Annotated in this window: 23 protein-coding genes; 13 read left to right on the forward strand and 10 right to left on the reverse strand. The window is 72.4% G+C overall.

The features are described 5' to 3' along the window. Positions 1-3: 3 nt before the first annotated feature. Complete coding sequence (locus ACFV61_RS17190; RefSeq protein WP_380492416.1) at positions 4-459, reverse strand: hypothetical protein; 456 nt, start codon at positions 457-459, stop codon at positions 4-6. A gap of 76 nt (positions 460-535) precedes the next feature. Between ACFV61_RS17190 and ACFV61_RS17195 the strand changes: the two genes are divergently transcribed. The 3 genes from ACFV61_RS17195 to ACFV61_RS17205 all read left to right on the forward strand — a co-directional run bounded on the left by ACFV61_RS17195 (position 536) and on the right by ACFV61_RS17205 (position 2,702). Beyond that, positions 536-1,174 (forward strand): TetR/AcrR family transcriptional regulator, encoded by a 639-nt coding sequence (locus ACFV61_RS17195; protein WP_380339812.1) that lies wholly within the window; start codon positions 536-538, stop codon positions 1,172-1,174. 112 nt (positions 1,175-1,286) lie between these two features. Then, the gene (locus ACFV61_RS17200; protein ID WP_380492439.1) at positions 1,287-1,844 is read left to right on the forward strand and encodes a DUF4188 domain-containing protein; all 558 of its coding nucleotides are present in this window, start codon (positions 1,287-1,289) and stop codon (positions 1,842-1,844) included. A gap of 69 nt (positions 1,845-1,913) precedes the next feature. Continuing rightward, complete coding sequence (locus ACFV61_RS17205; RefSeq protein WP_380492418.1) at positions 1,914-2,702, forward strand: C39 family peptidase; 789 nt, start codon at positions 1,914-1,916, stop codon at positions 2,700-2,702. Between the two features lie 55 nt (positions 2,703-2,757). On the opposite strand, the gene ACFV61_RS17210 is transcribed toward ACFV61_RS17205, so the two are convergent. Further along, positions 2,758-3,609, reverse strand: coding sequence for a hypothetical protein (locus tag ACFV61_RS17210; protein ID WP_063346715.1), 852 nt, complete (start codon positions 3,607-3,609; stop codon positions 2,758-2,760). A 264-nt stretch (positions 3,610-3,873) separates the two neighbouring features. On the opposite strand from ACFV61_RS17210, the gene rpe reads away from it, so the two are divergent. The 5 genes from rpe (at position 3,874) to ACFV61_RS17235 (ending at position 9,328) form a co-directional block, all read left to right on the forward strand. Next, positions 3,874-4,557, forward strand: coding sequence for a ribulose-phosphate 3-epimerase (gene rpe, locus ACFV61_RS17215; RefSeq protein WP_380370691.1), 684 nt, complete (start codon positions 3,874-3,876; stop codon positions 4,555-4,557). 168 nt (positions 4,558-4,725) lie between these two features. Further along, the gene (locus tag ACFV61_RS17220) at positions 4,726-5,685 is read left to right on the forward strand and encodes a pirin family protein (protein WP_380492420.1); all 960 of its coding nucleotides are present in this window, start codon (positions 4,726-4,728) and stop codon (positions 5,683-5,685) included. A 1,247-nt stretch (positions 5,686-6,932) separates the two neighbouring features. Then, positions 6,933-7,856: a helix-turn-helix domain-containing protein gene (locus tag ACFV61_RS17225; RefSeq protein ID WP_380424431.1), complete on the forward strand. Its 924-nt coding sequence runs from the start codon at positions 6,933-6,935 to the stop codon at positions 7,854-7,856. Then, entirely contained in the window at positions 7,843-8,289 is a 447-nt protein-coding gene (locus ACFV61_RS17230) for a hypothetical protein (protein ID WP_159398358.1), read from the forward strand. Before ACFV61_RS17225 ends, ACFV61_RS17230 begins: the two co-directional genes overlap by 14 nt. Positions 8,290-8,485: 196 nt before the next feature. Next, entirely contained in the window at positions 8,486-9,328 is an 843-nt protein-coding gene (locus ACFV61_RS17235; RefSeq protein WP_380492422.1) for an SAM-dependent methyltransferase, read from the forward strand. On the opposite strand, the gene ACFV61_RS17240 is transcribed toward ACFV61_RS17235, so the two are convergent. Further along, positions 9,322-10,257 carry a helix-turn-helix domain-containing protein gene (locus ACFV61_RS17240; RefSeq protein WP_380492424.1) on the reverse strand — a complete coding sequence of 312 codons (936 nt, stop codon included), beginning with the start codon at positions 10,255-10,257 and terminating at the stop codon, positions 9,322-9,324. The genes ACFV61_RS17235 and ACFV61_RS17240 overlap by 7 nt on opposite strands. A 95-nt stretch (positions 10,258-10,352) precedes the next feature. Further along, positions 10,353-10,595, reverse strand: coding sequence for a DUF397 domain-containing protein (locus ACFV61_RS17245; RefSeq protein ID WP_380424437.1), 243 nt, complete (start codon positions 10,593-10,595; stop codon positions 10,353-10,355). 236 nt (positions 10,596-10,831) lie between these two features. On the opposite strand from ACFV61_RS17245, the gene ACFV61_RS17250 reads away from it, so the two are divergent. After that, on the forward strand, positions 10,832-11,410 hold the full coding sequence (locus ACFV61_RS17250) for a hypothetical protein (protein WP_380492425.1): 579 nt from the start codon (positions 10,832-10,834) through the stop codon (positions 11,408-11,410). Between the two features lie 207 nt (positions 11,411-11,617). Here ACFV61_RS17250 and ACFV61_RS17255 read toward each other — a convergent pair whose 3' ends face one another. Next, on the reverse strand, positions 11,618-12,280 hold the full coding sequence (locus tag ACFV61_RS17255; protein ID WP_380492427.1) for a hypothetical protein: 663 nt from the start codon (positions 12,278-12,280) through the stop codon (positions 11,618-11,620). Continuing rightward, complete coding sequence (locus ACFV61_RS17260) at positions 12,277-12,837, reverse strand: RNA polymerase sigma factor (RefSeq protein ID WP_063346610.1); 561 nt, start codon at positions 12,835-12,837, stop codon at positions 12,277-12,279. Before ACFV61_RS17260 ends, ACFV61_RS17255 begins: the two co-directional genes overlap by 4 nt. Before the next feature lie 441 nt (positions 12,838-13,278). Between ACFV61_RS17260 and ACFV61_RS17265 the strand changes: the two genes are divergently transcribed. Next, positions 13,279-14,094 (forward strand): SAM-dependent methyltransferase, encoded by an 816-nt coding sequence (locus tag ACFV61_RS17265; protein ID WP_063346609.1) that lies wholly within the window; start codon positions 13,279-13,281, stop codon positions 14,092-14,094. Between the two features lie 90 nt (positions 14,095-14,184). Here the strand turns inward: ACFV61_RS17265 and ACFV61_RS17270 are convergent, their stop codons facing one another. Continuing rightward, positions 14,185-16,794: an ABC transporter permease gene (locus ACFV61_RS17270; RefSeq protein WP_380492429.1), complete on the reverse strand. Its 2,610-nt coding sequence runs from the start codon at positions 16,792-16,794 to the stop codon at positions 14,185-14,187. Then, entirely contained in the window at positions 16,788-16,925 is a 138-nt protein-coding gene (locus tag ACFV61_RS17275; RefSeq protein WP_380492431.1) for a hypothetical protein, read from the reverse strand. The genes ACFV61_RS17270 and ACFV61_RS17275 overlap by 7 nt, the downstream gene beginning before the upstream one ends. Before the next feature lie 406 nt (positions 16,926-17,331). Here ACFV61_RS17275 and ACFV61_RS17280 point away from each other — a divergent pair, with 406 nt between their 5' ends. The 3 genes from ACFV61_RS17280 (at position 17,332) to ACFV61_RS17290 (ending at position 22,440) form a co-directional block, all read left to right on the forward strand. After that, complete coding sequence (locus ACFV61_RS17280) at positions 17,332-19,938, forward strand: hypothetical protein (protein ID WP_380492433.1); 2,607 nt, start codon at positions 17,332-17,334, stop codon at positions 19,936-19,938. A gap of 52 nt (positions 19,939-19,990) precedes the next feature. Beyond that, entirely contained in the window at positions 19,991-20,944 is a 954-nt protein-coding gene (locus ACFV61_RS17285; RefSeq protein WP_380339770.1) for a Gfo/Idh/MocA family protein, read from the forward strand. A 209-nt stretch (positions 20,945-21,153) separates the two neighbouring features. Continuing rightward, positions 21,154-22,440 (forward strand): MDR family MFS transporter, encoded by a 1,287-nt coding sequence (locus tag ACFV61_RS17290; RefSeq protein WP_380492435.1) that lies wholly within the window; start codon positions 21,154-21,156, stop codon positions 22,438-22,440. 27 nt (positions 22,441-22,467) lie between these two features. On the opposite strand, the gene ACFV61_RS17295 is transcribed toward ACFV61_RS17290, so the two are convergent. Continuing rightward, the gene (locus tag ACFV61_RS17295) at positions 22,468-23,607 is read right to left on the reverse strand and encodes an arginase family protein (protein ID WP_380424449.1); all 1,140 of its coding nucleotides are present in this window, start codon (positions 23,605-23,607) and stop codon (positions 22,468-22,470) included. Next, positions 23,604-24,959 carry a B12-binding domain-containing radical SAM protein gene (locus tag ACFV61_RS17300; RefSeq protein ID WP_380492437.1) on the reverse strand — a complete coding sequence of 452 codons (1,356 nt, stop codon included), beginning with the start codon at positions 24,957-24,959 and terminating at the stop codon, positions 23,604-23,606. Before ACFV61_RS17300 ends, ACFV61_RS17295 begins: the two co-directional genes overlap by 4 nt. Between the last annotated feature and the right edge of the window lie 402 nt (positions 24,960-25,361).

Consider the following 25,361-nt stretch of genomic DNA (forward strand, 5'->3'; position numbering starts at 1 on the left):
CTGTCACGTCGCGGCGATCAGGGCGGCGCCGGTCTCGAACACGTGGTGCCAGGCCTGGTCCAGGAGGTAGGCGCCGTTCATGCCGTGCTCGGCGAGGCGGACGAAGCCTCCCCGCCGGGTGAAGTCGGCTGCCCGGCGGAGGGGTTCGCGGCGGTCGGCGAGGTAGTGGGTGGCGGCGGACAGGGCGAGGGCGGCGAGGAGGCGGCGGGGTTTGGGGCGGAGGCCGAGGGCGCGGGTGCCGAGGAGGAGGGCGGCGGCCTGGGTGGCGGTGTAGGCGGCGACGTGTGCGGCGCAGGCGCGGCGGCCGGCCGGGGTGGGGCGGCCCTTGGTGCCGGCCTGGTGGTCGGTCTGGATCCAGTGGTCGGCGAGGGTGGCGGAGGCGCGGAGGAGGGCGTAGGTGGCGGCGAAGGCGGCGGCGCGGGAGGTGGGTTGGGGGGTGGGGGCGGCCGGTGTGGGCATGGGCGTGGGCATGGGGCTCCGATCGGTGGGGTGATGGTTTCCTGGTGGGGCGGCTTGCTGTGGTAGCAAGGCAGGCATGACGGAACGGCCTGGCGGGCGCAGCTCGTACCACCACGGATCGCTGCCGGAGGCGCTGGTCGCCGCGGCGTTCGAGCTGCTGGACGAGTACGGGCAGGAGAAGGTGAGCATGCGGGAGGTGGCGCGGCGGGCCGGGGTGTCGGCGGGGGCGCCGTTTCGCCACTTCGCGGACCGGCAGGCGTTGTTGACGGCGCTGGCGGACCGGGTGCTGGCGGACTTCGTACGGTGCCAGGAGGCCGAGGTGGCGGCGGTGGCGGCGGTGGATCCGGCCGGGGGGTCGGCCGGGGGGTCGGTGATGCGGGCGGTCGGGCTCGGGTTCGTCCGGTACGCGCTGCACCATCCGCACCGGTTCGACCTGGTGCGTTCGCGGGTGTTCGTGGCCTCGCGGGAGCCGGAGCTGCGGGATCAACTGGACGGCATGGACCGGGCGTTCACCGGTCTGATCGTGGCGGACCAAGAGGCGGGCCGGTTGCGTCCGGGGGATCCGGGGCTGATGGGGCTGGCCGGGCAGGCGCTGGTGTTCGGGCTGGCGCAGATGATCGTGGACGGCTACCTGCCGGGGGAGGAGGCGGAGGAGCTGGCCGGGAAGGTGCTCGACACCTTCGGCCAGGGAATCGCCAACCATCCTTCGCAGTAACCGATTTGTGCGTGCAGCGAGCCTTGACCGGGTTTCCCGGCCCTGATGTAATCACCGATTACATGGGGTGCGGGAGGCCGAGATGTCCATGGGAACGACGTTCGTCCGATCGATGTTCGCCAAGCCGACGCCGGGCTACACCACCGCGGGCGCCACCGGCGACACCGTGGTGCTGTTGATCGGCATGCGGATCAACCGCTTCTGGGCCGTCCACCACTGGGGCCCGGTGATGTTCGCGATGTTCCGGATGCTGTACGAACTGGGGCGCAGCCCCGAACGCGGCCTGCGCGGGCGGATCCTGCTCACCGCCTCGCCGCGCACGTACTACGTCGTCCAGTACTGGGAGTCGAAGGAGAAGCTGTACGGCTACGCGAGCGCGCCGGACGGCTTCCACCACAGCGTCTGGGGCATCGTCAACCGCAAACTGCGGGAGGGGAAGGCCCGTCGGCACGTCGGGCTGTGGCACGAGACGTACGTGGTGCCGGAGGGCGGGTACGAGTCGATCTACTTCGACATGCCGCCGTTCGGTCTCGCGGGCGCCACCGGCTCCCTGCCGCTCGAGGCGCGTGGGCGCCGCGCGTCGCAGCGGCTGGCCTACCGGTCGGAGGGTTCGACGGAAGGCCTGAAGGAGGGCTCGGGGAACGGTCCGGGGGAGCGCGTGCCCGAGTAGGGGTGCTCACCGGGCGCTCAGGGAGTGTCGCGGGTCGGCCCGGGTGCCGCGGCGTGAGAGCGTCGGGGGATGGCGGAGGAGCAGGGCGGGATGCCGACGGGCGCGCCGAGAGGTGTACGGGCGGGCGCGCCGACCGGCGCATCGGCCGGAGCACACGCGGGCGCAGCGACGGGCGCACCGGCGGGCGGGCCGGTGGTGCACGAGGTGCCGTACCACGCGCAGTGGGAATCGGCCGAGTTGGTGCGGGTGATCATCGACGGACAGGTCGACGCGGCCGAGGACCCCCGGTGGGGGCAGTCCGGTGCGGCCACCCCGGAGGAGTACGCGTGGTGGTCGTGGCGGCTGTGCGGGGTGGCCTGCCTGCGGATGGCACTCGACCACTGGTGGGGCCTGGCGCCCCCGGCGCTCATGCTGGCCGGGGAGTGCGTGGCGGCGGGGGCGTACGTCCGGGACGGCGAGAGCCTGCGCGGACTGATCCACACGCCGTTCGCCGACTACGTCCGGCGGCGGTGGGGACTGGCCGCGCAGGCGCGGGAGTTGGCGCCCGCGGAGCTGGCGGCCGAGGTGGCCGGCGGGCGGCTGGTGATGGTGTCGGTGCATCCCGCGATCCGGGAGCCGGCCGGTCCGGCGCCGGTGCGGCGGGGCGGACACCTGGTGCTGGTGGTGGGCGCCACGGACACGGCGGTGGTGATCCACAACCCGTCCGGATTCCCGGGAGAGTCGCAGTCCTTCGCGCACGTGCCGTGGCGGTCGTTCGAGCGCTTCTACGCCGGGCGGGGGATCGTCCTCGGCCCGCCGGGCACGGGTGGCGCGGGTGGCACCCGATCGGTTCCCGACCAGCAACCGGTCGGGAGCTGACCGGCGGCTGGTCGGGACCTCATGAGGGGCTGATCAAGGGTTGATCAGGGGCTGATCAGGGGTTGTCCGGCAGGCCGGCCGGGTTGACCGGGAGCTGGCTGCGACAAAGCGCCGATATCGGCTTCAACGCGGCGGCCAGACGGTCGAGTTCGGCACGCGGGTAGTCCTCCCAGACCCGCGCGGCGGCCAGGTCGGTGGCGGCCTCCAGGGACTGGTGCCGGATCCGGCCGAGTTCGGTCACCGAGCCCGCCGTGGTCAGCCAGCCCCGATCGACCAGGCGCGCCGCGGCCGCGTCCCACTCCTCGTCCGTCCAGCCGCGCATCGGCTGGAGCATCTCGCGCCGGACGTCCATCGCGCACCGGACCACCAGCGCCTCGCACCCGTCCAGTCCGGCCGCCACCAGGGCCGCCACGTGGCCGTCCCCGCGGTGCTCGCGCATCACCGTGGCGGCCTGCCACAGCCGTTCGTACAGGCCGGAGGGGCGGGGCAGCGCGGCATTGGCGGCGGCCAGCACCCGGCCGACGCAGTCGAGCCGGCCCGCGGCCCGCTCCAGGGCCTCCACCGCCAGTTCGACCTGCGCCGGGTCCACGTGCTCCAGCAGCCGGGCCAGCGCCGCCGCCGAGCCCTTCAACCGGGCGGCCAGCGCCTCCTCCGGGCTCGCGTGCGTCCACACCTCCGGCAGCGCGCGCTCGACCATCGCCGGGGAGAAGCTGAAGAACGCGGCGATCACCGGCGGCGCGTCCACCGCGCCCAGCGGCGCCGACCGGCTGGCGAAGTAGCCGCGCCAGCCGCCGTGCAGCCCGGCCGCCTCGTAGGCCTCGCGGCTCTCGGGCAGGAAGTAGGTGACGGCGTGCACCGGTTCGAAGAGCCACCACAGTGCACGGGCGGGGTGGACGAGATCGGCCATCGAAGGACCTTCCTCGGAGAGGGGCGGGGCGAACCCGGCCGGACGGGGCGGCTCGGCGGGCGCCGACGGATCGGGCGCGCGCGGGCCGCTTCAGTGCTGATGACCACGGCGGCGGCCACGGTAATCCCGGACCGGGTGTGATGACGGTCACGGGGAGGTCCCGGTGTGCACCCGGCCGGGCGTCGGCGCGAGATGATGGGACGAGGTGCCCGCTCCCGGGACGCCGCAGCCCTCGTGTGAACCCTCGTGTGAAGGTAGTCGGTAATGGCGCAGATCAACCCCAGCATCCTGTCCGCGGACTTCGCCCGGCTCGCCGACGAGGCCGAGGCCGTCAGGGGCTCGGACTGGCTGCACGTCGACGTGATGGACAACCACTTCGTCCCCAACCTCACCCTGGGCGTCCCGATCGTCGAGTCGCTCGCCCGAGCCACCGACACCCCGCTCGACTGCCACCTGATGATCGAGGACCCGGACCGCTGGGCCCCCCAGTACGTCGAGGCCGGCGCCGGCTCCGTCACCTTCCACGTCGAGGCCGCCGCCGCGCCCGTCCGCCTCGCCCGCGAGATCCGCGCCAAGGGCGCCCGCGCCTCCATGGCCCTCAAGCCGGGCACGCCCATCGAGCCGTACGAGGACCTGCTGCCCGAGCTCGACATGCTGCTGATCATGACCGTCGAGCCCGGCTTCGGCGGCCAGGCGTTCCTCGACATCATGCTGCCGAAGATCCGCCGCACCCGGGAGCTGATCGCCAAGCACGACCTGGAACTGTGGCTCCAGGTCGACGGCGGCGTCTCCGCCGGCACCATCGAGCGCTGCGCCGAGGCCGGTGCCGACGTGTTCGTGGCCGGCTCGGCGGTGTACGGGGCCGAGGACCCGGCCGAGGCCGTGCGCAAGCTGCGGGAGCTCGCGACCAAGGCCTCGGCGGACGCCTGGTGGGCCTGCGGGCACTGAGCCCTGAGTCCGGGCGGAGCGGTGTGCAGGGGTCCGGGCCAGCCGTCGTCCAGGGGCGGCGTTCCGGGGCCCGGCCCGGGGAGGGGTGGAGGATCCACCGGCCGTCAGGGATGATCGTTGGCGAACGCCCCTCGCCCGGCCCCTCTCCGCACGGTGGTGGAACCGCACATGAGCAACCTCGACCGCAAGCCCTCCCCGACCACCTGCGGCCGCGAGGCCGACACCGGACCGGTCAAGGACCTGCTGACCGGACGTCAGGTCCAGCTCGGCGAGAGCACGATGGTCCGCCGCCTGCTCCCCAACCTGGGCCGCCGGATGGTCGGCGCCTGGTGCTTCGTCGACCACTACGGACCCGATGACATCGCCGACGAACCCGGCATGCAGGTCCCGCCCCACCCCCACATGGGCCTCCAGACGGTCAGCTGGCTCCACCAGGGCGAAGTGCTGCACCGCGACAGCCTCGGCAGCCTCCAGACCGTCCGCCCGTACGAACTGGGCCTGATGACCTCCGGCCGGGCGATCTCCCACTCCGAGGAATCCCCGCGCCCGCACGCCCGCTACCTGCACGGCGCCCAGCTCTGGGTCGCCCTCCCGGACGCCCACCGGCACACCGCCCCCACCTTCGAGCACCACGCCGACCTGCCCGTCGTCACCGCCCCCGGCCTGCACGGCACCGTCATCCTCGGCACCCTCGACACCGCCACCTCGCCCGGCACCGCCTACACCCCCCTCGTCGGCGCCGACCTCGCCCTCACCGAGGGCGCCGACCTCAAGCTCCCGCTCGTCCCCGACTTCGAGTACGCCGTCCTCTCCATGTCCGGCAGCGTCGACGTCGACGGCGTCCGCGTCGAACCCGGCTCCATGCTCTACCTCGGTTGCGGCCGCCCCGAACTCCCCCTCCACGCCCGCACCGACGCCGCCGTCCTCCTCCTCGGCGGCGAACCCTTCGACGAGCAGATCCTCATGTGGTGGAACTTCATCGGCCGCACCGGCGAGGAGATCACCCGGGCCCGCGAGGACTGGATGTCCACCGCCCGCTTCGGCGACGTCCACGGCTACGCCGGCGCCCGGCTGCGGGCGCCGGAGCTCCCCGCCCTCCCGCTGAAGGCGCGGGGGCGCGTGCGCTGACCTGGTGAAACGCGTTCGTGAGGCGCGCGCTGGTTGGGCGGGAGGGTCCTGCGGGATGCCACGTCGACTCGCGCGTTCGGGGCGGCGCGGCAGCCTTCAATCGGACCGATGCTGACCTTTTGCCGACCTCTTGCCGCCTTTGCTGACGAGCTGTCAGCGGACCCGTCGGGTCCTCCTGAGGCCACGGCGCATGGGGCCGGGCGATCTGTTCGTACCGTGCGCTCGCGCGATGATCGACGCCCGCGACCGCCACATCATGTGACTTGCATCACGGCTTTTGTGGAATCTCATCATCCGATTGCTTGCATCTGCAATTCGATGAATACCGAAAACCGGCCCGTCCATCTACGGCCCTGTAGTCGCCACGCGGTGCACCGGCCCGGAAATCGGCTATTACCGATCGGTAGAGCCCGGATAGCGTCAACACATGCCCGATTCTGTCCGATCGTCACGCCATGGTGAGAGCGGAACCGGTGTCGCTGCGAGGTCCGCGGGCACTGCTGGAACTCACCGGCAATGCCATTCCCATCGGCACGTGCAGTACCGGGTTGAGACATCTGCGGTGCAAACCGCTTTCACGGAGGAGTACCTTTTTCAGCGTCAAGAAAGCGCAGCCCCGGCCATGGTCTGTCCACCGTCGGCCGGGGCCCGGAGCGGAGGAGTGTCATGCACTGCTACGCCCTCACGGGGTGGTTGATGCGTCCCGTGATCACCACCGAACGTACCAGTGTCCCGCTGCCGGCCCGAAGGCCGTCCGGCTTTGATTACTGGCGAGTTTCGGTCTCCCTCGGCTCGGTCGCCCCGGCCGCGAATGTGCCGCTGGCATGTGCCGACAGACGGGCGGGGTGGCGGTTCGCCGGAATCGGCGCTCTGGTCACCGCCGCCGGTCAGGCGCGATGCCAGTTCCGGCGGCTGCGGCTGCACCCGTAGCAGGGTGGCCGGGGGGCGGCCGCCGCGGCGGCCGCCCCCCGGCCTGTCGGCCCTGGGGGCGCCGCGCGCCGCGGCCCGCCCCTGGGGGTGGAAATACCGCCGAGGGAGAGAGAAAAGAGCGGGTGAGGATGGCGGGATGGGTGACGGTGGTGTGTGCACTGCCGTCGTGCGGAGAGGTGTTCAGGCGGCCGGTCAGGGCCGGGCGACCCCGGCTGTACCACCGGGTGGCGTGCCAGAAACAGGCGCAGAGGCTGCGGGACGCGGCCAAGGGGGCGGCGCGCCGCCCCGCCCGGGCGGCCGGGGGCTGGGGGCAACTGGTGGCGGAGGACGTGCACGCGGGTGCCGGCCGGCTGCTGGAGGCGCAGGCGCGCCGGGCGCCGTTGACGGTGAGGCTGGCGTGCGCGCGGGCGCTGCGGGGTGACGCCGACCACTATGTGGCGGCCGTCGTCCGCGACGCACGGGCCGACGGGATGGAGTGGGGGGAGATCGGGTCGGCGCTGGGCGTCCAGCCGGACTCGGCCCGGCGCCGGTGGACCCTGCGGCGGGTGGAACAGCAGCTGAGCCGGCGTTCGAACCGGCAGGCCCCGCCCGCGCCGGGGACCGCTTCGGGCGCGGCACCGGCCGCGCCGGCACCGGCCTCGGCGGGGGAGCCGGAGCCGGATTCGGGACCCCGTGCGGGGCTGCTCGCCGCGGCGCTGACGGCGCTGCAGGAGCGCAGCAGGGTGAGCCCGCAGGCCGCCGCGGAGCTGGCCGGGTGCTCGCCGTCGTACGTCTCGCGCATCCTCGCCGGGGACCGGGTGCCGACGTGGCCGGTCCTGCAGACGCTGGCGCGGGCCTTCGGCGGGGTGCCGGAGGAGCTGCGGCTGCTGTGGGAGGTGGCCCAGGGCGCCGAGCGCCCGGGGCGGGTGTCGGTGGCGGGTGCTGCCGATCAGATGCTGCGGGCGATCCGGGGCCTGCACCTGGCGGCCGGGCAGCCCGACGCCGAGGCCGTGTGCGCCCTCGCCCGGGGGGTGTCGGCGGAGCTGGTGCGATCGGTGCTGGCGGGCGAGACCGTGCCGGACTGGCCGGTGGTCAGCCAGCTGGCCGCGGCGCTGGGCGGGCACCCGGGCGACCTGCGCCCGTACTGGGAACGCATGCACTACGCGGCGCTCGCGGCCGTCTACTCCGACGAGTTCGGACCGTCCGGGTGCTTCGCGCGCTCGGCGGCGCCGGAAGGGGGCGAGGACCGTGACGGGGGCTGAGGCGGTGGGCCTGGACGCGTTCGTCCAACGCCGCCGCGGCCTGTACCGGGGGTACGCGGTGGCCCGGCTGGGCCGTACGCCCGCGGCCGGCGAGGTCGTCGACCATGTCGTGGAGGCACTGGTGGCGTGCTGGCCTCGGCTGGTGTGCGAGCGCAGCCCTGCGGCCGGAGCGTGGGTGTTGGTGCGCGAGGCGGTGTCCCTGCACTGCCGGATGCCGTACGGCCAGGACGGCGAGGACGTGCTGCACCGCCTGCTGCCCGTCGCGGCGGCCGACGCCGCCGTCCTGCACTACCGGCTGGGGATGCGGCTGACCGAGGCCGCGGACCTGATGGGCGTCGAACCGGCGGCTGCGGCCGGGCTGGTGCTCGCCGCCGAGCGGGGGCTGCCGCGCGCCCTGGTCGGCGAACTCGCCTTCGGCCCCGGAAGGGCGTGACCGAAGGGGGCGGCTCCGGCGGGCGCGGAGTGAAAGGGGTGGCGCGAGATTTCGTACCTGCGCCACCCCTTCGCTCAGGTGCCCCATAACATCCGCCCGGAGTTCAGCCTTACGGGTTCCGAGACCCTTTAACAACCTGGCGCAGTGTCATGTAGCGCTCTAGCATGGGCACTTCGATCAAGGGGCCGAGCCAGGGGTGGTCGCGTTGGAACCGGATGCGGAAATCGTTTCTCCCGTCACCTACGATCCGGCCGTTCCGAGCGTGGCCCGCATGTACGACCTCCTGCTGGGCGGGCACGCGCACTTCCAGTCCGACCGTGACGGGGTGCGCGATCTGCTGAAGGTCGCACCGAGCAGCGTCGAGGTCGCGGCGATCAACCGGGCGTTCCTGGTGCGCACGGTGCAGACGCTGGTGCGTGACTACGGGGTGCGGCAGTTCATCGACCACGGCTCGGGCCTGCCGACCCAGCGCAACGTGCACCAGATAGCTCAGGAGATCGACGACAGCTGCCGGGTCGTGTACATCGACAACGACCCGATGGTGGTGCACACCGGCCGAACCCTGTTGGCCGGGAACCCGAACACGGCCGTCGTCCACGCCGACATGCGCGACACCGACAAGATCTTCTCCAGCAAGGCCGTGCAGGACCTGATCCTGCCCCACGTGCCGACGGCGGCGCTGTTCGTCTCCGTCCTGCACTGCATCCCGGAGAAGGGATCCGTCCCGCCCGCGCGGCTCGTGCGCCAGGTCCGTGAGCGGCTGCCCGCCGACGCCCCCGCCTACATGGCCATCTCCCAGCTCGTCAGCCCCCATCTCGACGTCCGCCGGCGGATCACGGACCTGATGGCCGACCTCACCCAGCACCATTGGGGGGAGGTCCGTACGGAAGAGGACGTGGTCGGCTACTTCGAAGGCATGGAGATCCTCGACCCCGGTGTGGTGGAGGTGTCGCAGTGGCGTCCCGACCCGGCCGCTGCCCGGACGGCGCAGACGAGCGACGAGTGGACGGAGTTCGGCGGCGTCGCCAGGGTTCACTGACCGGGGCGGCGCATCCTGCCCCGGTGGATCCCGATCGCCTCGTCGATGAGCGCCAGGCCGACCTCGTAGTCGGCGACGTGGAACAAAAGGGTGTTCAGCAGGTCCGCGTAACGCTCGACGTCCGGGTCCTTGCTCAGGTAGATCGCCCCGATGCCGGGGCCCTCGACGTAGACGACGTCGCTCGGGCCGCCGTACTCGAAGGCGAGGTGGGTGAAGGCCCCCGACGGCGGGGTCAGGTCCGCGGTGAACGGCAGGATCGCCACATGCACGTTCGGCCGCCGGCTGAGCTCCTTGAGGTGCTCCAGCTGCCCGATCATGACCTCGGGGCCTCCGGTGTTGCGGTACAGCACGCTCTCGTCCAGCAGGGCCACGACCGTGCGGTCGGCGTCGTCCAGCAGCCGGGTGCGGTCCATGCGCTGGCTCACCCGGCGCTCGATCTCCTCGGCGGGGGCCCGGGGCAGGCCGGCCTTGATCATCCGCCGCGCGTAGGCGCACGTCTGCAGCGGCCCGGGCACCACTCCGCCCTCCCAGTACTGGATGCGGGCGGACTCGACCTCCAGCCCGATCATGCGCCTGAACCAGCCGGGTGTGATGTCGGCGTACTCGGCGGCGAACGGCCCCGCCACGACCCGCTCCAGAAGCACGTCGACGTGCGCGCGGACCTCGGGGCCGACGCCGTAGATCGTGATCAGGTCGTTGACGTCCCTCTTGGAGGGGGTGCTCTCCCCGCGCTCCATCCGGCTCAGCTTCGACGCCGACGCCCGGATCTGGGGAGCGACGTCCGACAGACGCAACCGCCGCTCCTCCCGCAACGACCGCAGCACCGTGCCCAGGACCTTCGCCGCGCCCACCGGTCCGCTCCAGTGGAGCTTGCGTACCTCGTCGCCGTCCGGGTCGCTCGGCGTGGGACGGTCCGGGAGGGCGGGCATGCGGGACTCCTGGGGGCGCGGTTTCGGGAAAGCACTATCCCACGGCGCCCATCCCGCATACCCGCCGTTCTATAGATCCCACGGAATCGGGCCGATCAGCGGTGGAACACGTGATCGAAAGCCCTGTTCTCCATGGCCCAGGCGAAGGCCTCGGCCTCGCCGCGGTTGAAGACCAGGGCGGGCCCTTCCTTGTCGCGGGAGTTGCGGAAGGCGACGGCGCCGTCCGGCAGCGGTCCGACTTCGATGCAGTTCCCCACCTCGCGACTGCTCGGGCTCTTCACCCATTCCACGTCCAGCGAATCGGCGCGGACCCCGTTCTCCGGCATTTCGACAGTCATTCGATTCTTCCCCTTACCATCGCACGGACATGCGGACGGCCGAGGCCGTTTGCAATCCCATTTGCAATTGCAAATGCCCGCCCGGGAATGCTAGCGGCAGCCGACTCGAACGCGGTGTCCTCCAAACGGGTGTCATTTTTCGGGCCTCGCCGTACCACCCCCGGGGCGGTTGCGGCCCGTGACGGGCGGGAAACGTTGCGCAGACACCCGCCTCACCCCAGCACAGGAGGACACCCGTGATCGGGCCCCAGGACCACGCCCACCCGCGCTTCGACCGCGACCTGGCCCTGGGACTGGGAGTGCCCAGGGCGGCGGCCCGACGCCTGCCCGGCACCCCGGACGCCGCCACGGCGGCCCGCGACTTCGCCCGGGCGACCGTCGCCCACTGGCGCACGCCCGTCACCGCACAGGAGCTCGACGAAGCCGTCGAGGACCTGCTGCACGGCTTCGACCTGCACGGCTTCGAGCTGCACGGCTCCGAGCGCGAAGAGGGATGGCTCAGCCTCGTCGAAGCCCCCGACGCCCTCCTGCTCGTCCTCACCCCGGCCCACTCGCCACCCGCCGAAGGGGCTGCCGACGCATTACGGGCCACGCCGGACGCCACCTCCACCGGCACGACGGCCGAACACTGGACCAGGATCCCCTTCCCCGGCAGCCCCCGCACCCACAGCGCCCCGCCGTCATGCTGCGGAGGTCGCAGAGGTAGCCGAACATCTTCGACTCAGGAGGCAGTGGGCCGGGTGAACCCTGTGCGAGAACCAGTGGCGGAGGCCCTTGAGGAGGGCTGCATCAAGACCGGTACCGAGGCCTGGTGATGTCGTCCGCGATCGGCACCTCGACCGGATCGGCCAGGTTGCTCGACGAGGTGCCCGGGTGCCTCGTCGAGCACCCCGCCGGCGTCCTGCGTCGATCCGGTTCAACGGCCGCCGGGTCCGGTCTGGGCGCCGTGGCCGGCACTGCTCGTGCCGTGCTGGCCGGGGCCTTTTCCCGCCGGCCCCTGGGAGAGACGGGGTTCGTGGTCGCTAGCGTTCGTCGGTGAGGTCTCGGACGAGGGTGCTGCTCACCTGGGGGAGTTCGCCGTACTCGGGGTCGTCGGCGGCGACGGGGAGTTGGTGGATGACGGCCGCGAGGCGGGGGGGCAGTTTCACGTCGAGGCCGTAGTGGCACCGGGCGAGGATGTCGGTGAGCACCTGGGTCGGCAGCAGGGCGTGAGGAGTGCTCAGGACGCGCTGTGGCGGGCGGGGTTTGGTGGCCAGCGCTTCGGCCTGTTGGCGCCAGACTTCCGCGTCCAGGAACTCCCCGAGGCTGCGGTGCAGCAGGCTCAGGAACGATGCGGAGGTGTAGGAACCGCCGCCGGCCGCGAACTGCCACCAGAACTGGGCGCCGTCGCGATGGCCCGCGACGTACAGCAGCGCGCCGAGGACGAGGGCGCCCTCGGGGTGGATCTGCGCGCCGTTGACGAGGAGGCCCAGGGAGGCCGCGGCGGACGGCATCGAGAGGACCAGGGACGCGGCGAGGTCGAGTTCGTGGGCCGCCTGCCTGTGCTCGGAGGACAGCGGACTCGGGGCGGTCAGCAGCCGCTCCCAGGAGACGCCCGTACCCCCCGGCTGCGGCCGCGGGGCCCGGGTGGGCACGTGGATGCCGGCCATGTTCGGGTGCAGGGCCCGGTCGTGTTCGGTGCTCACCGGCTCTCCCCGCGGCGGCCGCCGAGCGCCGCGGCCAGGCGGTCGAGGGCCTGGCTCGCGGTCGAACGGACGTTGGCCTCGGTCGTCCCCAGGCAGTCGGCGATCTGCTCGTCCGGCAGGTCGAGCAGGTACCGCAGCACGATCACGTCGTGCCGCCGTTCGGACAACCTCCGGATCGCGACGTACAGTTGCTCGTGGCTGCCCTCGGTCTCCATCAGGTGCTGCGCCCGCTCGGCGGCGATCCGCACCGCGTAGACCCACCCGGGGACGCTCGCCTGGGTGGGCAGCGGCTCGCCGTTCATCATCAGTTCCGCCAAGGCGGCGCCGATCTCCTCCTTGAGGATCGTCCAGGCGTGGAACGGCGGGATCTGCTCGCGCAGGATGCGCGGCCACTCCTTCCACACGCGGACCTTCGCGATCTCCACCGCTCTGTGTGCGGCGTCGTCGTCGCGAAGGCGCGCGCGGGCGAACCCGCTCCACGCCCCCTCGTGCGTGTCGCAGAACGCGTCGAACGTCAGGCGGTCCCGGCCTCCGACCACCCAGTCGCTCTCGGTCACGTCCCATTCCTCCCCTGCGGCACGCCTGTCGGCTGCCGTCCGGTGCGGGCCGCCGACCGTGGTGGAACCCCATGGCCGTACGGCGGTCACAGCGGGAACTCGCTTCCCTGGTAGGAACATTAAGGCGGATTGGATGCCGAGATGTTAAGCCGCAGCAAGGTGTTTCGAGATCAGACACAAGGCGCGGCGGATGATGGAGATACCGTGCTCGAACATGGTCAGAGTGGGTCACTACATGCTCTGATTCGGTCGTCCTGCTGCACGGTCGCGTCGTCACCGGCAACGGCCCTTGATTGGCCGTTCGGGCGTGTGGGCATAGTGGAAGGGGCCGCGCCAGGGTTCGCCACCGCTCGCCACGGTGGCGCGGGCGCGGATCGGTCCTGTCCTGCACAGGGCGAGTCGATGATGCATCAGGGGGAACGCATGACTCAGGGGGAACGCATGACGGACGGCACCGCCGGGACCGACGACGTAGAGGTCAACCTCGACATACACCTGGCGCACTCCGCGCGGATGTACGACTACTACCTCGGCGGCACGACGAACTTCCCCGCCGACCGTGAGGCCGCCGGCCGGGCCCTGGCGGTCTTCCCCTACGCCCGCTCCGCCGCGCGCGCCAACCGCGCCTTCATGCGCCGGTCGACGCACCTGCTCGCCGAGGCCGGCATCCGGCAGTTCCTCGACATCGGCACCGGGATCCCCACCTCGCCGAACCTGCACGAGGTCGCGCAGTCGGTCGCACCGGACGCCAAGGTCGTCTACGCCGACAACGACCCGATCGTGCTCCTCCACGCCAAGGCGCTTCTGCACGGCACCGAACAGGGCGTCACCGCCTACGTGCAGGCCGATGTGCGTGAGCCCGCAGACCTGTTGGACTCGGCCCGGGCGATCCTGGACTTCACCCAGCCGATAGCGCTCAGCATGAACGCCCTGCTGCACTTCGTGCCGTTCGAGGCCCAGCGGATCACCGAAGGCCTCAAGGCACAACTGCCCAACGGTTCCGCGCTGGTGATCAGCCACTTCACGCAGGACTTCGCCGCCGAGGAGACCGCTCGGCTCATCCAGGTCTACACCGCCGCAGGAACCCCCGTCGCCGCCTGCACCCGCGACGAGTTCGCGCAGTTCTTCACCGGGTGGAACCTCATGGAGCCGGGCGTCGCCGCCACTCCGCGCTGGCACCCGGCGCCTGCGGACGACACCGAGCACATCACCGACGCGGCGGCCTCCTGCTACGGGGCCGTCGCCATCCGCCCCTGAGCCGTGCTCCCAGTCTGGCAGCTCCCAGTCCGGCAGCTTCGAAGCCCGGATGTTCAAGCCCGTACATCGGCATTCCGGGGCCCGGGCGGCTCACTCGCGCCCGCCGATCGCGTCGACCGGCGCCGGCCGCAGGGCGGACCGGGTCGCCACCGCGATCGAACCCCAGGAGAGCGCGACGGTGACCGCCACGATCGCGACGAGGCCGACGGGGGAGACGGACGGAACGGGTGACCCCGTCAGCCCGAGGCTGATGCCGACCAGGGGCGGGATCGTCGCCAGCAGGCCGAACAGCAGCGCCGAGAAGACCACGATCCTGGCCTCGCCGTTCATCATCGCGCGGACCTGGGACCGCTCGGCGCCGATGAGGCGCAGCATCGCGAACTCGCGCACCCGCGCCGCCGTCGCCATCACCAGGGTGTTCACCACGGCGATGGCGATGTAGCCCAACAGCACGGTCTGGAACAGGAGGTTGAGCGCCCAGTCACCCGAACCGCCGCCCCCGGGCGCGGCCTTGAACGCCTCCTGGCCGCCCACCTGGACCGTCGGGTAGCGTCCGACGGCGCCGCGCAGCGCGTCGGCGAGCGCCTTCGGGTCGGTCCCGTCCGCGGACCTGACCAGCACGGCGGTGTCGACCCGCGCGGTGGTGTGCGCGACGACGAGGTCGTTGGGCAGGGTGACGTCCCCGAAGCCCGGGCCCCGCTCGTAGACCGCCACCACCCGCGGCCTGACCGCCGTGCCGTCGCCGAGCCGCAGGTCGACCGTCCCACCGCGCCGCGCGTGGACGGTGTCCGCGACGGCCCGGCTCAACGCCACCGTCTCGCCGCGCAGTTCCGCGGTGTCGCCCTCGACCACCCTGAGGTCCATGGTCTCGGAGAGCCGTTCGGGCGCGACGCCCTGGGCGGTGAAGACCTTGGTCGCGGTGCTGTCCTCGGACGGGAACGTCAGCAGCACCCGCATCCGGGCCACCGGCGTCGCCACGGCGGCGCCGGGCACGCCGCGCACGGCGTCCACGACCTCCGGGGACACCCCGGCGCCGGACGACGAGGTCAGCACGTGATCGGCCCGCAGGCCGGCGTCGAGTTGGTCCCGCGACGCCGCGATCGTCGTGGAGGCGCCGAACACCTGCACGGCGGCCAAGGTCACGCCCATGGCCAGCGGGGTGACGGCCGAACCGAGCCGCCGCGCATGGGCCCGCGCGTTGGCCTGGGCGAGGAAACCGGCGGCCGTGGACTGCCGGTTCAGGCGCGGGCCGAACAGCACGACGGCGCCTCTGATCAGCAGCGGGCCGACACAGCCCAGCGCCACGACGAACAGCAGGACCGCGCTCGCCGCGGTGTCGGCGGCGGAGTCGCCCGACACCGCCACCTCGCCCGAGGTCAGCAGCAGCCCGAGCGGGACGAGCAGGAAGCCGACGGCCAACCGGACCCGGCCGATCCTCCCGGGCTCGACGGCGGCGTCCCCGAGCGCCTCGACCGGGCTGGTCCCGGACACCCGGCGCGCGACCAGCCAGCCGCCGAGCCGGGCGCTGGTCATGCACAGCGCCAGCGAGGCGACGAAGGGCAGCCACCCCACGTCCATCCGGAAGTCCGCGGGCATCGCGCCCGCGAGGACGAACGCGCCGCGCATCACGAACGCGACAACGACGCCGGGGACCGCGCCGACCAGGGCGCCCGCCAACGACACCAGGGTCATCTCGGCGCCGATCATCCGGTGGATCTGCCGGGGCGTCGCGCCGATGGCGCGCAGCAGGGCCAGTTCGCGCCTGCGCTGCTGCACCGACAGCGCGAGGGTGCTCGCCACCACGAACACCACGATCAGCACCATGGTGCCGCCGAACGACGCCGACGTCTCGACCACCAGGCTGCGGGCGTCGCCCACGTCCAAGAACTCCACATCGCCGCGCCCCGCGCCGGTGTGCGCCACCAGGCCCGGCACGGCGGCCGTGATCCTGCCGGCCAGTTGCTCCGGGGTGACGTCGGGCCCGGCCCGCACACCGATCGCGTCCACCCGGTCCGGGCGGCCGGACAGCTCGGCCGCCCGGCCGTCGGTGAAGAACACCGCGGACTGGCGGCCCAACGCGCCCCCCTCCGGCGCGGCTACACCCACCACGCGGTACGACGACGCGACCGAGCCGACCACGAGCCGCACCGTCGCGCCGGGCGACACGTGGGCGCGCGCGGCGAGGCCCGCGTCGAGTACGACCTCGTCGGGCCCGGCGGGCGCGCTGCCCGCACGCACCGCGAACGGCCCGAGCACCGCGGCGGACCAGCCGTGCCCGACCACGGGGAAGCCGTCCGGGCCGCCCACCGCGCGGCCGTCCGGGGCCAGCACGCCGACCTCGACGTCGACATCGCCGACGGCGGACCGGACACCGGGCACGGCGGCGACGGCGGCGACCTTGTCGGCGGGCAGCGTGACGCGCTCGCTGTAGCGGACCTCGGAGCTCTCGTCCAGCCAGTACGACTGCTCCGCGCCGAGGACCACCGCCGCGCCCGAGTAGCGCTCGGGGGCCACCCCGGTGCTGAGCCCCGACATCAGCAGGATCCCGCACGCGGTGATCACCGCCGAGCCCGCGGCGATCGCGACGAAGGAGCCGACGAAGCCGCCCCTGCGCCCCTTGATCGTGCTCCACGCCAGCGACAGGTCCCTGCGCTCCGGCACCACGAGGCGGACCAGCCTCCGGATGCGGCGGATCACCACGCGCCCAGGTGCGTCATGCGCGCCGCGCCCTGCCCCGAGGCTCGCCGGCGCAGCCCGCCCGCGAGCCGCAGCGGCGGCGTGACGGTCTCCTCCACGGTCAGCGTGGTCAGCGTGGTCATCGGGCTGCACACTCGGGGAAGGCACTCCTGCCAGAATCGGACGGTCCCATTCCGAGGGTGCGGGCGCCACGATGCAGTCCGATGCGTACGGCATCCGGCGCCGGTATCAGGCTCCTTGACGTGCCGTAACCCTTCGACGCCGTACCCCGGCGGATCGACCAGTCGGCGGATGCGGCACGCCACGCAGGTTGAGACATGCTCGGGGAGCCTACCCGAGGCCCCGCCGCGCCCCATCGTCGTGGCCGAGGAGCGCACGGGGTCGGCCGCCTGAAAACCCCATGGACGAGATTGTGGCGCCGCATCAATCACTGACAAGATTTCAACACGGCATCCTGCTGCGGGAGATGCCGCCGAACCGACCGGGGCTCGACGCACGCCAGGAGGCCGCATGGCACGGGTGAACCTGAGGGCTGCATTCATGAGCGGCCTTTCGTCCACCGTCACGGCTCAGCAGGTCTTCACCAACCGGGTCGACGAAGTGGCCGCGTTCGCCCGGTCGGTCGACGAGCTCCACCGGATGCTGGACGAGGCCGAGGTCTCGCCGGTCGTGGACCGTGGGCAGGGCCGCCGTAACGTGCTGACCTTCTACGGCGTGGGTGGCATAGGCAAGACGACGCTCTCCCACGAGTTGGAGCGCCGCCTCCTCGCCGAAGCGCGGGAGAAGGAGCGCGACGACGTGGTGACCGTGCGGATCGATCTCTCGGAGGAGGGCGCCGGCGACATCGAGAGCCTGTTGCTGCGTCTTCGGGCCGCCCTGGGGCAGTTGGGGAGCCGTTGGCCGGCCTTCGACCTGGCACTGGCCTCCTACTGGGCTCGCGCCCACCCCGGCGAGGCCTTGCAGGAGTTCCTGGACGCCTCGCCGGCGCTGCGGCGCGCCTCGCGGAGTATCGCGTTGGGCGACCAGATCGCGGAGGCCGTGAAGCAGGTCGACCCGGGTGGTCTGGGAGGTCTGACCGGACTGGCCCACCGGGCCGCGCTCGTCACGTACCGCGCCGTCCGGGACCGGGTGCGGGAGGGCCGGCTGCTGGCCGACTGCGACCTGTTCGCCGAACTGGTCGAGGCGGACGCCGACTACGAGACGCTCTCGTACTTCCCGTACCTGCTGGCCTGGGACTTGGAACGGCAACCCCGGGGCGGTCGGGCGGGCCGGCGGCCCCGGGTGTGCGTCTTCCTCGACACCTTCGAGGTGGTCAACGGCCAGGCCGATCGCGCAGTGGAACGGTTCGTCCAGCGCTGCGCCTATCTGATGCCGAACGTGCTGTTCGTCATCACCGGCCGGAACCGGATCGACTGGGCCGACTCGGGCGCGGGCGGCGAGCTGGATTTCACCGGCCCGGAGTGCTGGCCCCAGCTGCACTTCAGCAACGACACGGCCGAACCACGGCAGCACCTCGTGGGGTACCTGTCGGACTCCGACGCGGACAGCTATCTCCGTGAGGCCCTCGTCCGGGGCGGTGAGCCCGCGATGTCGGCGGAGATCCGGGAACGCGTCATCTCCGGCGGCCAAGGGCTGCCCTTGTACCTGGACCTGTCGGTCTCGCACTGCGCCGCCCTGCTGGCACGCGGCGGGCAACCCTCCGTGGCGGACTTCGGCGGCTCGTTCACAGCCGTCGCGACCCGGTCGATCAGGGACCTCCCCCGGGAGGAACGCGACCTGGTCCGAACAGCGGCGCTCACCGACCGGGTGGGCGCAGAGCTGCTGCGCGCCGGTCAACCCGGAGTCTCCGACGGGAGCGTGGCACGCTTCCTTCGCCGACCGTTCCTGACACACGACGACGCCTATGCGTTCCCGTACGCGTTGCACGTGGCGTTGCGGCAGGCCATCGGCGAGGCGGACCGGACGCTTCCGGACGGCTGGTCGGATCGTGACCGCAGTGAGGTCGCCGCCCGGCTGCTGAGCTGGCTGGGCGAACGCCTGGGCCCCTCCGGCGGGCGGGTGGCGACGGCGCAAGCCCTCGAAACCGGGCTCAAACTCTCTGCCGAGCACGGTGTCTTCGACGACTGGATGGCGCTGGCCACCCAGCGACTCGTCGAGGCCGGCCAGTGGTCGGAGCTCGGCGCCGGTCTTACCGGCGGCCCGGTGGGCCTCCCCGAGTACCGGGCGATCCGGGCCGCCATCCGAGGAGTCCAGCTCCGCCGGACCGGCCGCGTCGAGGAGGCGATCGAGGTGCTCGGCGGCGCGGCCGGAGGCGTGCGGCACGGTGGCCGGACGGCACAGCTGGTCCGCATCCACCTCGCCCACGCCCTGCGCAACCACGGCGACTACACGCAGGCCGCGGAGATCTACCGGGGCTTGGTGGGGGGCGAGTTCGACGCGGCCGCCCGCTACTGGCTCAGCGACTTCGACTACCTCAACGGGCGGTTCGCGGCCGCTCTCGCCTCCCTGCACGAACAGCCGGTCCGTGGCCCGGAGGACGAAGGCGAACGGCTCCGGCTGACCGGGCACATCTGGCGGGTCAACGCCCGCTTCGAGGAAGCGACTTCCGTCTACCACGAGGCGATCGACCTGGCGAGGCGCGAGGGACTGGCCGCCGCAGAGGCGAAGGCACTCGCCAACCTGGCGCAGACCGCCTGCTGGTCCGGGGACACGACAGCCGTTGCCGACGCGGCGGGCCGGGCCCGGGAACTGCTCGACCTGGTGCCCAACCCCGTCGAACTGGTCAAGCTCCGGTCCGCCGAGGCGGTGGCCCACGCCATGGCCGGCGACATCGACACTGCCCGGTCCGCGGTGGGAGACACCCGGCACCTTGCGGACGGGATCGCCTACCGGGGCGGCCACAACCTGGCGGACGTGGCCGATATCCTCCTCGGCGTGCTCGCCGGTGACCACGAGGGTGCTCGTCGCACGCGATCCGAGCTCGATGCGCGCACCCGTACGTCCGGAGGCAACACCTACTGGGTTCCCATCGCGACCTCCTGGATCGACGGCTCCCTCGCCGCCGCGGAGCACCTGCCCGCCGTCGGCTGGGTGGACGGCCCCGTCGCGTCGTTGGGCCGCTGGGCAGCGGTGGTGACACGTCGATGACGCTCCCCGGCCCCCGCACCTCGGCCGAGTCGTCCGGAGAAAGCAGAGTCTGATGACTGACCTCGTAAGCGTCGGCCTTGTCGGCGTCGGCACCATCGCGCAGACCCATCTCGCGGTCCTGGCCGAACGGGACGATGTGCTGGTCGAGTTCACGGTCGATCCGAACCGGCCGGAACCGCCCTCGTTCCGTGGAACCACCCCGCGTCACCACGCCGGCCTGGACGACGCGCTCGCGGAGCACCGACCCGATCTGCTCGTGCTCGCCACTCCCACGCACACGCACGCGGAGCTGGCGGCCCAGGCTCTCCGGCTCTCCACGGCCAAGGTGCTGGTCGAGAAACCCCTCGTCCACGACCTCGCCTCGCTCGGGCGGCTTCGCGCGCTGGACGAAGCGGTCGACGTGCGGGGCCGGTTGTTCACCGCGCACCACTTCGCCTTCTCGCCGGAGGTCGGCTGGGCGGCGGAACTGCTCGCCGAGCACCCCGAGTGGGGGCCCGTCACGGCCGTCACCTCCGCGTTCTACGACCCCTACGTCCTCAAGGGCGCCGGTGCCTACGAGTCCTACGGCTCCAGCTGGATGGACTCCGGGGTGAACCAGCTCAGCATGCTCACCCGCCTGGTCGACCTCACGGCGCTGACCTCCGCCCGGCAGCTGGACGGCGGCGCCAGCGCGTGGTGCACCGCCGAGTACCGGTCCCGGGGCGAGTCGGGCACCGCACGTCTGCGCAGCAGCTGGCTCACGGGCTCCAGCAGCAAGGAGAGCAGCCTGGTCCTCGGCCGGGCGGGTGTGGAGGTGTGGATCGACCACACCTCCATGACCGGCTTCGCAGCCCGGGACGGTGACCTGCTCGCCGCCTTCGGGACGGACGGTCGGACGGCCCGGAAGGTGGCCCATTACCGGCCGCTGTACGAGAGCCTGCTCTCCGACCGCCCCGACCCGGTCCTCGGGTTCGACGCGGCTGCGAGGATCACCGAGATCCATCACGCGGCGCCCGGCGCGGAGTAGTCCCTGGGGCGGGCGGGGCGCTGCGACGTTCGGGTCGGTGGGGGCGGGCGGGAATCGAGCGACTCGCCGAGACGTGCGGGGGTGGCTCGGGCAGGGCAGGATGGGGCCGGTTCGGGTGGCCTGGCCGCCTGGGTCCCCGTCTCGGTGCGTGGTTGTTCCGGCGGGTGTCGCCACCGTCTGACGGGCGTTCGTCGCTCGGGAGCCGCCCCATGACCGCTTTTGCCCCTGCCGGTCCGATCGTCCGGTTCCACCGTTCGGTCGCCGAGTCGCTCGGCGGGCTTCCGGGTGCCTTCTGGTGGCTCTGGGCCGCGACCCTGGTCAACCGGCTCGGCGGTGTGGTCACGTTCCTGGCGCTCTACCTCACCGCGGACCGTGGCTATTCGGCCTCGTACGCGGGGGTGGTCGCCTCGCTCATCGGCCTCGGCTCGGCGATCGCCGCGCTGGTCGGCGGTGTGTTGGCGGACCGGATCGGCCGGCGGCCCACCCTGCTGGCCGCCCAGCTGCTCACCGCGCTCACCACGGCGGCGCTGGGTTTCGCCGACGGGCAGTTGGCGATCGCCTCGACGGCGTTCCTGGTCGGTCTGAGCAGTTACGCCTCCCGTCCGGCGACGTCCGCGATCATCGCGGACCTGGTGCCGGCCGCCGACCGGGCCCGTGCCTTCGCGCTGAACTACTGGGCGATCAACATCGGGTTCGGCGTATCGGCCGCGCTGGCCGGGCTGGTCGCCGCCCACGACTACCGGGTGCTGTTCCTCGTGGATGCCCTGTCCACGCTGCTCTGCGCCGTGGTGGTCTTCGTCAGGGTCCCGGAGACCCGGCCCGTCGAGCCGCAGCAGGACGCCGCCGGGCCGGGGGAAGGGCCGGGGGAAGGGGTGGGGGAAGGAGCGGGGAGAGGGCCGAGCGCCGGGCTGGGCACGGTCTTCCGGGACCGGCGCTTCATGGCGCTGGTCGGGCTGACCTTCGCCTTCGGGCTGATGCTCCAGCAGGGCAACACGACGCTCGCCGTGGACATGGGCAAGGCCGGGCTGACCAGCACGCAGTACGGAGTGGTGATCGGGATCAACGGCCTGCTGATCGTCCTGTTGCAGATCCCGGTGACCCGCCTGACGAAGGGACAGCACCGGGGGATGCTGCTGCTGGTCAGCGCGTTGCTCACCGGGTCGGGCTTCGGCCTCACCGCGTTCGCGGGCTCCTCCGCCCTCTACTACGCCGCCACCGTGGGGGTCTGGACGCTCGGCGAGATGATTCAGGCACCCACGAGCATGAGCCTGGTGAGCGAGCTCTCGGCGACGAGCACCCGCGGGCGCTACCAGGGGGTCAACTCGCTGGCCTGGTCGGCGGCCTCCTTCCTCGGGCCGGTCGCCGGCGGGCTGCTGCTGGACCACGCCGGCCGGGGCGCCCTCTGGGGGTGCTGCGCGGTCCTCGGCACGGTGGCCGCGGCGGGGTACCTGGCGTTGGGGCGGCGGGTGGACACCGGGCGCTACTCGATGCCGTGACCAGGCCCTGAAAGGGGACGGGACGGATCACGGCTCCTGGCGAAGGTCGGTCCAGGGGGCCAGGTCGGGTGCGGCGCTCTCGCTGCGGAAGAGGAACTCGAACAGCAGCCGGGCGGCGAGCTGCGCGGTGCTGCCGGAGGGGTCGTAGCGGGGGGCCACCTCCGCGATGTCCACGGCCTCCACGGGCAGGGCGCGCAACTCCTCGTAGACGTCCAGGAGGTGTCCGGTGTCGATGCCGCCCATGGTCACGTGGCCGGTGCCGGTCGCCACGGCGCTGTCGAGGACGTCGATGTCGAGCGACACGTACACGGTGTCGCAGCGCTCGCCGAGCTGCTCGACGAGCGGGCGCAGGGCCGCGGCCGCGCCCTGGCGCAGGATCTGGGATCCGGGCACCACGTGGAAGCCCCGGTCGAGCAGGCCGCGGAACTGGTCGTACCTGGTCACGTCGCCGACGCCCACGAAGGCGATGTCCTCGGGGTGCATCCCCGGGAGCTCGCTGATCCGGCGGGAGTTCGACCCGTGGTAGAGCGGCCCGTGCAGGGTGCTCCAGTTCCCGAAGTCGAAGTGGTGGTCGATGTTGATGAATCCCACCCGCCGCGCGCCCCGGTCCAGCCGGCCGGCGCGGAAGCCCGCGAAGGTGGGGAAGGTGGTCGAGTGGTCCCCGTTGAGGAAGACAAGGCGCGGCGCCGATCCGCTCAGCCGCCGGCTCCCGGCGGCGACCGCCTGGAAGGTGCGGATGGTGTCGGTCGGGTAGATGTGCAGGTCCCCCGCGTCGGCCACGCGCGGGGCGCGGTAGCGGAACGTCCGGCCGCTGCGGGTGTCCAGCATCTTCCACTGGCCCAGGCTGGTGAGGTAGCTGGAGAACACCAGGCTCGCCTGCCGGATCGCGCGCGGCCCTTCGGCCGCGCCCGGGCGGGAGCTGGCGGTCGCGTCGTACGGGACACCGGCCGCCACCCAGCCGTCCTCGCCGACGTCGACCTGCGCCCGGTCCGCGGCGGGGGCACCGAACAGGGTGGCGAGGCCGGCCCACCCGGGCAGCGGGTCGGTCTCGAACTCCTCGGGTTTGACGCTGCGGTGGAGCGCCTCGAAGTCGGGGAGTTGGGAGGGGAGTTGGCTGAGGGGTTGGTGGGGCAGCTGGTACGGGGGCTGGGTGGGGGGCTGGTTCATGCGGTCTCCCTTGGGGAGTTGGTGGAGTGCTTGGGGAGGGCCGGCACGGGGGCGCGGACGATGCGGTGGGCGGCGGCGATCTTCTCCTGGAAGAGCTCCCAGCTGCGCTCCGGAGTCAGGTGGCTGGGCCGGTAGACCACCGGGGCGTCCTCCCGCCACTGCGCGAAGTCCCAGGTGAAGATGCGCTCGCGCAGGCGCTGGAAGTCGGGGGTGAGCGGGTAGGGGACGAAGTTGTAGAGGTTGAAGAGCCACAGGGCCCGGCGGTTCGCCTCCAGCCACCGGACGGTCTGCGCGTGGGACTCCTCGGTCTCCTCGTCCAGTCCGCCCATCATGTTGAGGACCACCTTCAGGCCGGCGTCGCTCAGCGCGTGGATCCGTTCGGTGTAGTCGTCGAGTCCGCGGGACAGCTTGCCGAGCCGTTTGAGCATCTGGGAGTCGGCCGACTCGAAGCCCAGCTCGACTGCCACGACGCCGAGTTCGAGCATCGCCTCGATGACCCACTCCTTCACCTGGAGGACGTGGGTCTGCACGATGAACTTGTAGCCGGGGCGGTCGCGGAACACCTCCAGTAGGTTGCGGACCGCCTCCCGCGACTGCCCGAAGGTCTTGTCGCCGACGTAGACGAGCCGGGTGTCCGGGAAGCGGTCGGCGAGCTGGTCCACTTCGGCGCGGAGGGCGCTGCTCCCCACCAGGGTGAGCTGCTTGCTCCAGGCGTCCCCGCAGAAGGCGCACTTGTACAGGCAGCCGTGGCTGGCGTTGAGTCGCAGCATCGGCACCTTGCCGCTGTAGCCGTCCAGATGGCGGTAGTCCGGTGCCCAGGTGATGGGCTCGGCCACCAGCCCGAGGGCGGCCCGCTTCTCCGTACGGCCGCCCCGCCCCGAGGCCAACTCGACCAGGACGGCCGCGAAACCGGCGTCGAGCTGCCCGCGGTGCACGGCGTGCACGGAGCCCTCGGGCGCCAGCGGGGCCATGTTCCCGCCCAGGACGACGCGCCGCCCGGCGCGTTCCAGCTCGCCCGCGAGGTCCAGGGCGAGCCGGAAGTTCTGGGCCAGCGGCGAGAACAGGACGAGATCGCCGGGTGCCGTCGCCGCCAGGATCGGAGCGCCGCAGGCCTCGCTGTCGGCAGGGGTGCGGGACAGGTCGACGAAGCAGGAGTCGATCGCGGTGCTGTCCAGCAGGGCGGTCAGGTGCGCGACCCAGAGCGGAATCTCCCAGAGCCCGTCGGACGGGATGAAGTACTCCGGGAGGAAGGCGCGGAAGCGGCGGTCGTAGTCCTGGTAGTAGGCGGACAGCCGGTCATCGGGGTCGCGGGTGGACGGGAATGGCAGTTGGACGATGCAGCACCTGGTCACGATTCCTCCGCACGTGGGGACGTGCTCGCGCCGACCGGCTCACGGGAGGGCGCCGATCGGTCGCGCCCGGAGGAGCTCCTGCCCGGGCGGTGGCCGCCGCCATCGGCGTGAACGACGCTCACTGGTGCGCGTACCGGCCCCGTGGAGCGCGAAGGACCTTCGTGCCCCCGGGGCGTGCGCCGGGTGACGCTGCTCGGCGACGCGATCCACCCCATGCCGCCGTACCGTGGTTGCGCTGATGCGCGCCGGGGCCCCCGCCCCGGGGGGGGGCGGGCCCGGACCCGATCTCCGGGGCGCGGGGCGACGCCGTCGGGACGGGCCTCACCGCGCGCGTCGCCACGGCCGCGGGCGGAATCGTCGTCGACGGCGTGGCCCGACGGGCCGACCTGACCGCGGAGTTGC

This window comes from Kitasatospora sp. NPDC059817 (assembly GCF_042731835.1).
In the GTDB taxonomy this organism is placed as follows: Bacteria; Actinomycetota; Actinomycetes; order Streptomycetales; family Streptomycetaceae; genus Kitasatospora.

What these genes read in the sequence shown, in the direction of transcription:
- ACFV61_RS17190 (WP_380492416.1), bottom strand. Translation starts at nt 459, where the DNA reads ATGCCCACACCGGCCGCCCCCACCCCCCAACCCACCTCCCGCGCCGCC.
- ACFV61_RS17195 (WP_380339812.1), top strand. Translation starts at nt 536, where the DNA reads ATGACGGAACGGCCTGGCGGGCGCAGCTCGTACCACCACGGATCGCTG.
- ACFV61_RS17200 (WP_380492439.1), top strand. Translation starts at nt 1,287, where the DNA reads ATGTTCGCCAAGCCGACGCCGGGCTACACCACCGCGGGCGCCACCGGC.
- ACFV61_RS17205 (WP_380492418.1), top strand. Translation starts at nt 1,914, where the DNA reads ATGGCGGAGGAGCAGGGCGGGATGCCGACGGGCGCGCCGAGAGGTGTA.
- ACFV61_RS17210 (WP_063346715.1), bottom strand. Translation starts at nt 3,609, where the DNA reads ATGGCCGATCTCGTCCACCCCGCCCGTGCACTGTGGTGGCTCTTCGAA.
- rpe (WP_380370691.1), top strand. Translation starts at nt 3,874, where the DNA reads ATGGCGCAGATCAACCCCAGCATCCTGTCCGCGGACTTCGCCCGGCTC.
- ACFV61_RS17220 (WP_380492420.1), top strand. Translation starts at nt 4,726, where the DNA reads ATGAGCAACCTCGACCGCAAGCCCTCCCCGACCACCTGCGGCCGCGAG.
- ACFV61_RS17240 (WP_380492424.1), bottom strand. Translation starts at nt 10,257, where the DNA reads ATGCCCGCCCTCCCGGACCGTCCCACGCCGAGCGACCCGGACGGCGAC.
- ACFV61_RS17245 (WP_380424437.1), bottom strand. Translation starts at nt 10,595, where the DNA reads ATGACTGTCGAAATGCCGGAGAACGGGGTCCGCGCCGATTCGCTGGAC.
- ACFV61_RS17265 (WP_063346609.1), top strand. Translation starts at nt 13,279, where the DNA reads ATGACGGACGGCACCGCCGGGACCGACGACGTAGAGGTCAACCTCGAC.
- ACFV61_RS17280 (WP_380492433.1), top strand. Translation starts at nt 17,332, where the DNA reads ATGAGCGGCCTTTCGTCCACCGTCACGGCTCAGCAGGTCTTCACCAAC.
- ACFV61_RS17285 (WP_380339770.1), top strand. Translation starts at nt 19,991, where the DNA reads ATGACTGACCTCGTAAGCGTCGGCCTTGTCGGCGTCGGCACCATCGCG.
- ACFV61_RS17290 (WP_380492435.1), top strand. Translation starts at nt 21,154, where the DNA reads ATGACCGCTTTTGCCCCTGCCGGTCCGATCGTCCGGTTCCACCGTTCG.
- ACFV61_RS17295 (WP_380424449.1), bottom strand. Translation starts at nt 23,607, where the DNA reads ATGAACCAGCCCCCCACCCAGCCCCCGTACCAGCTGCCCCACCAACCC.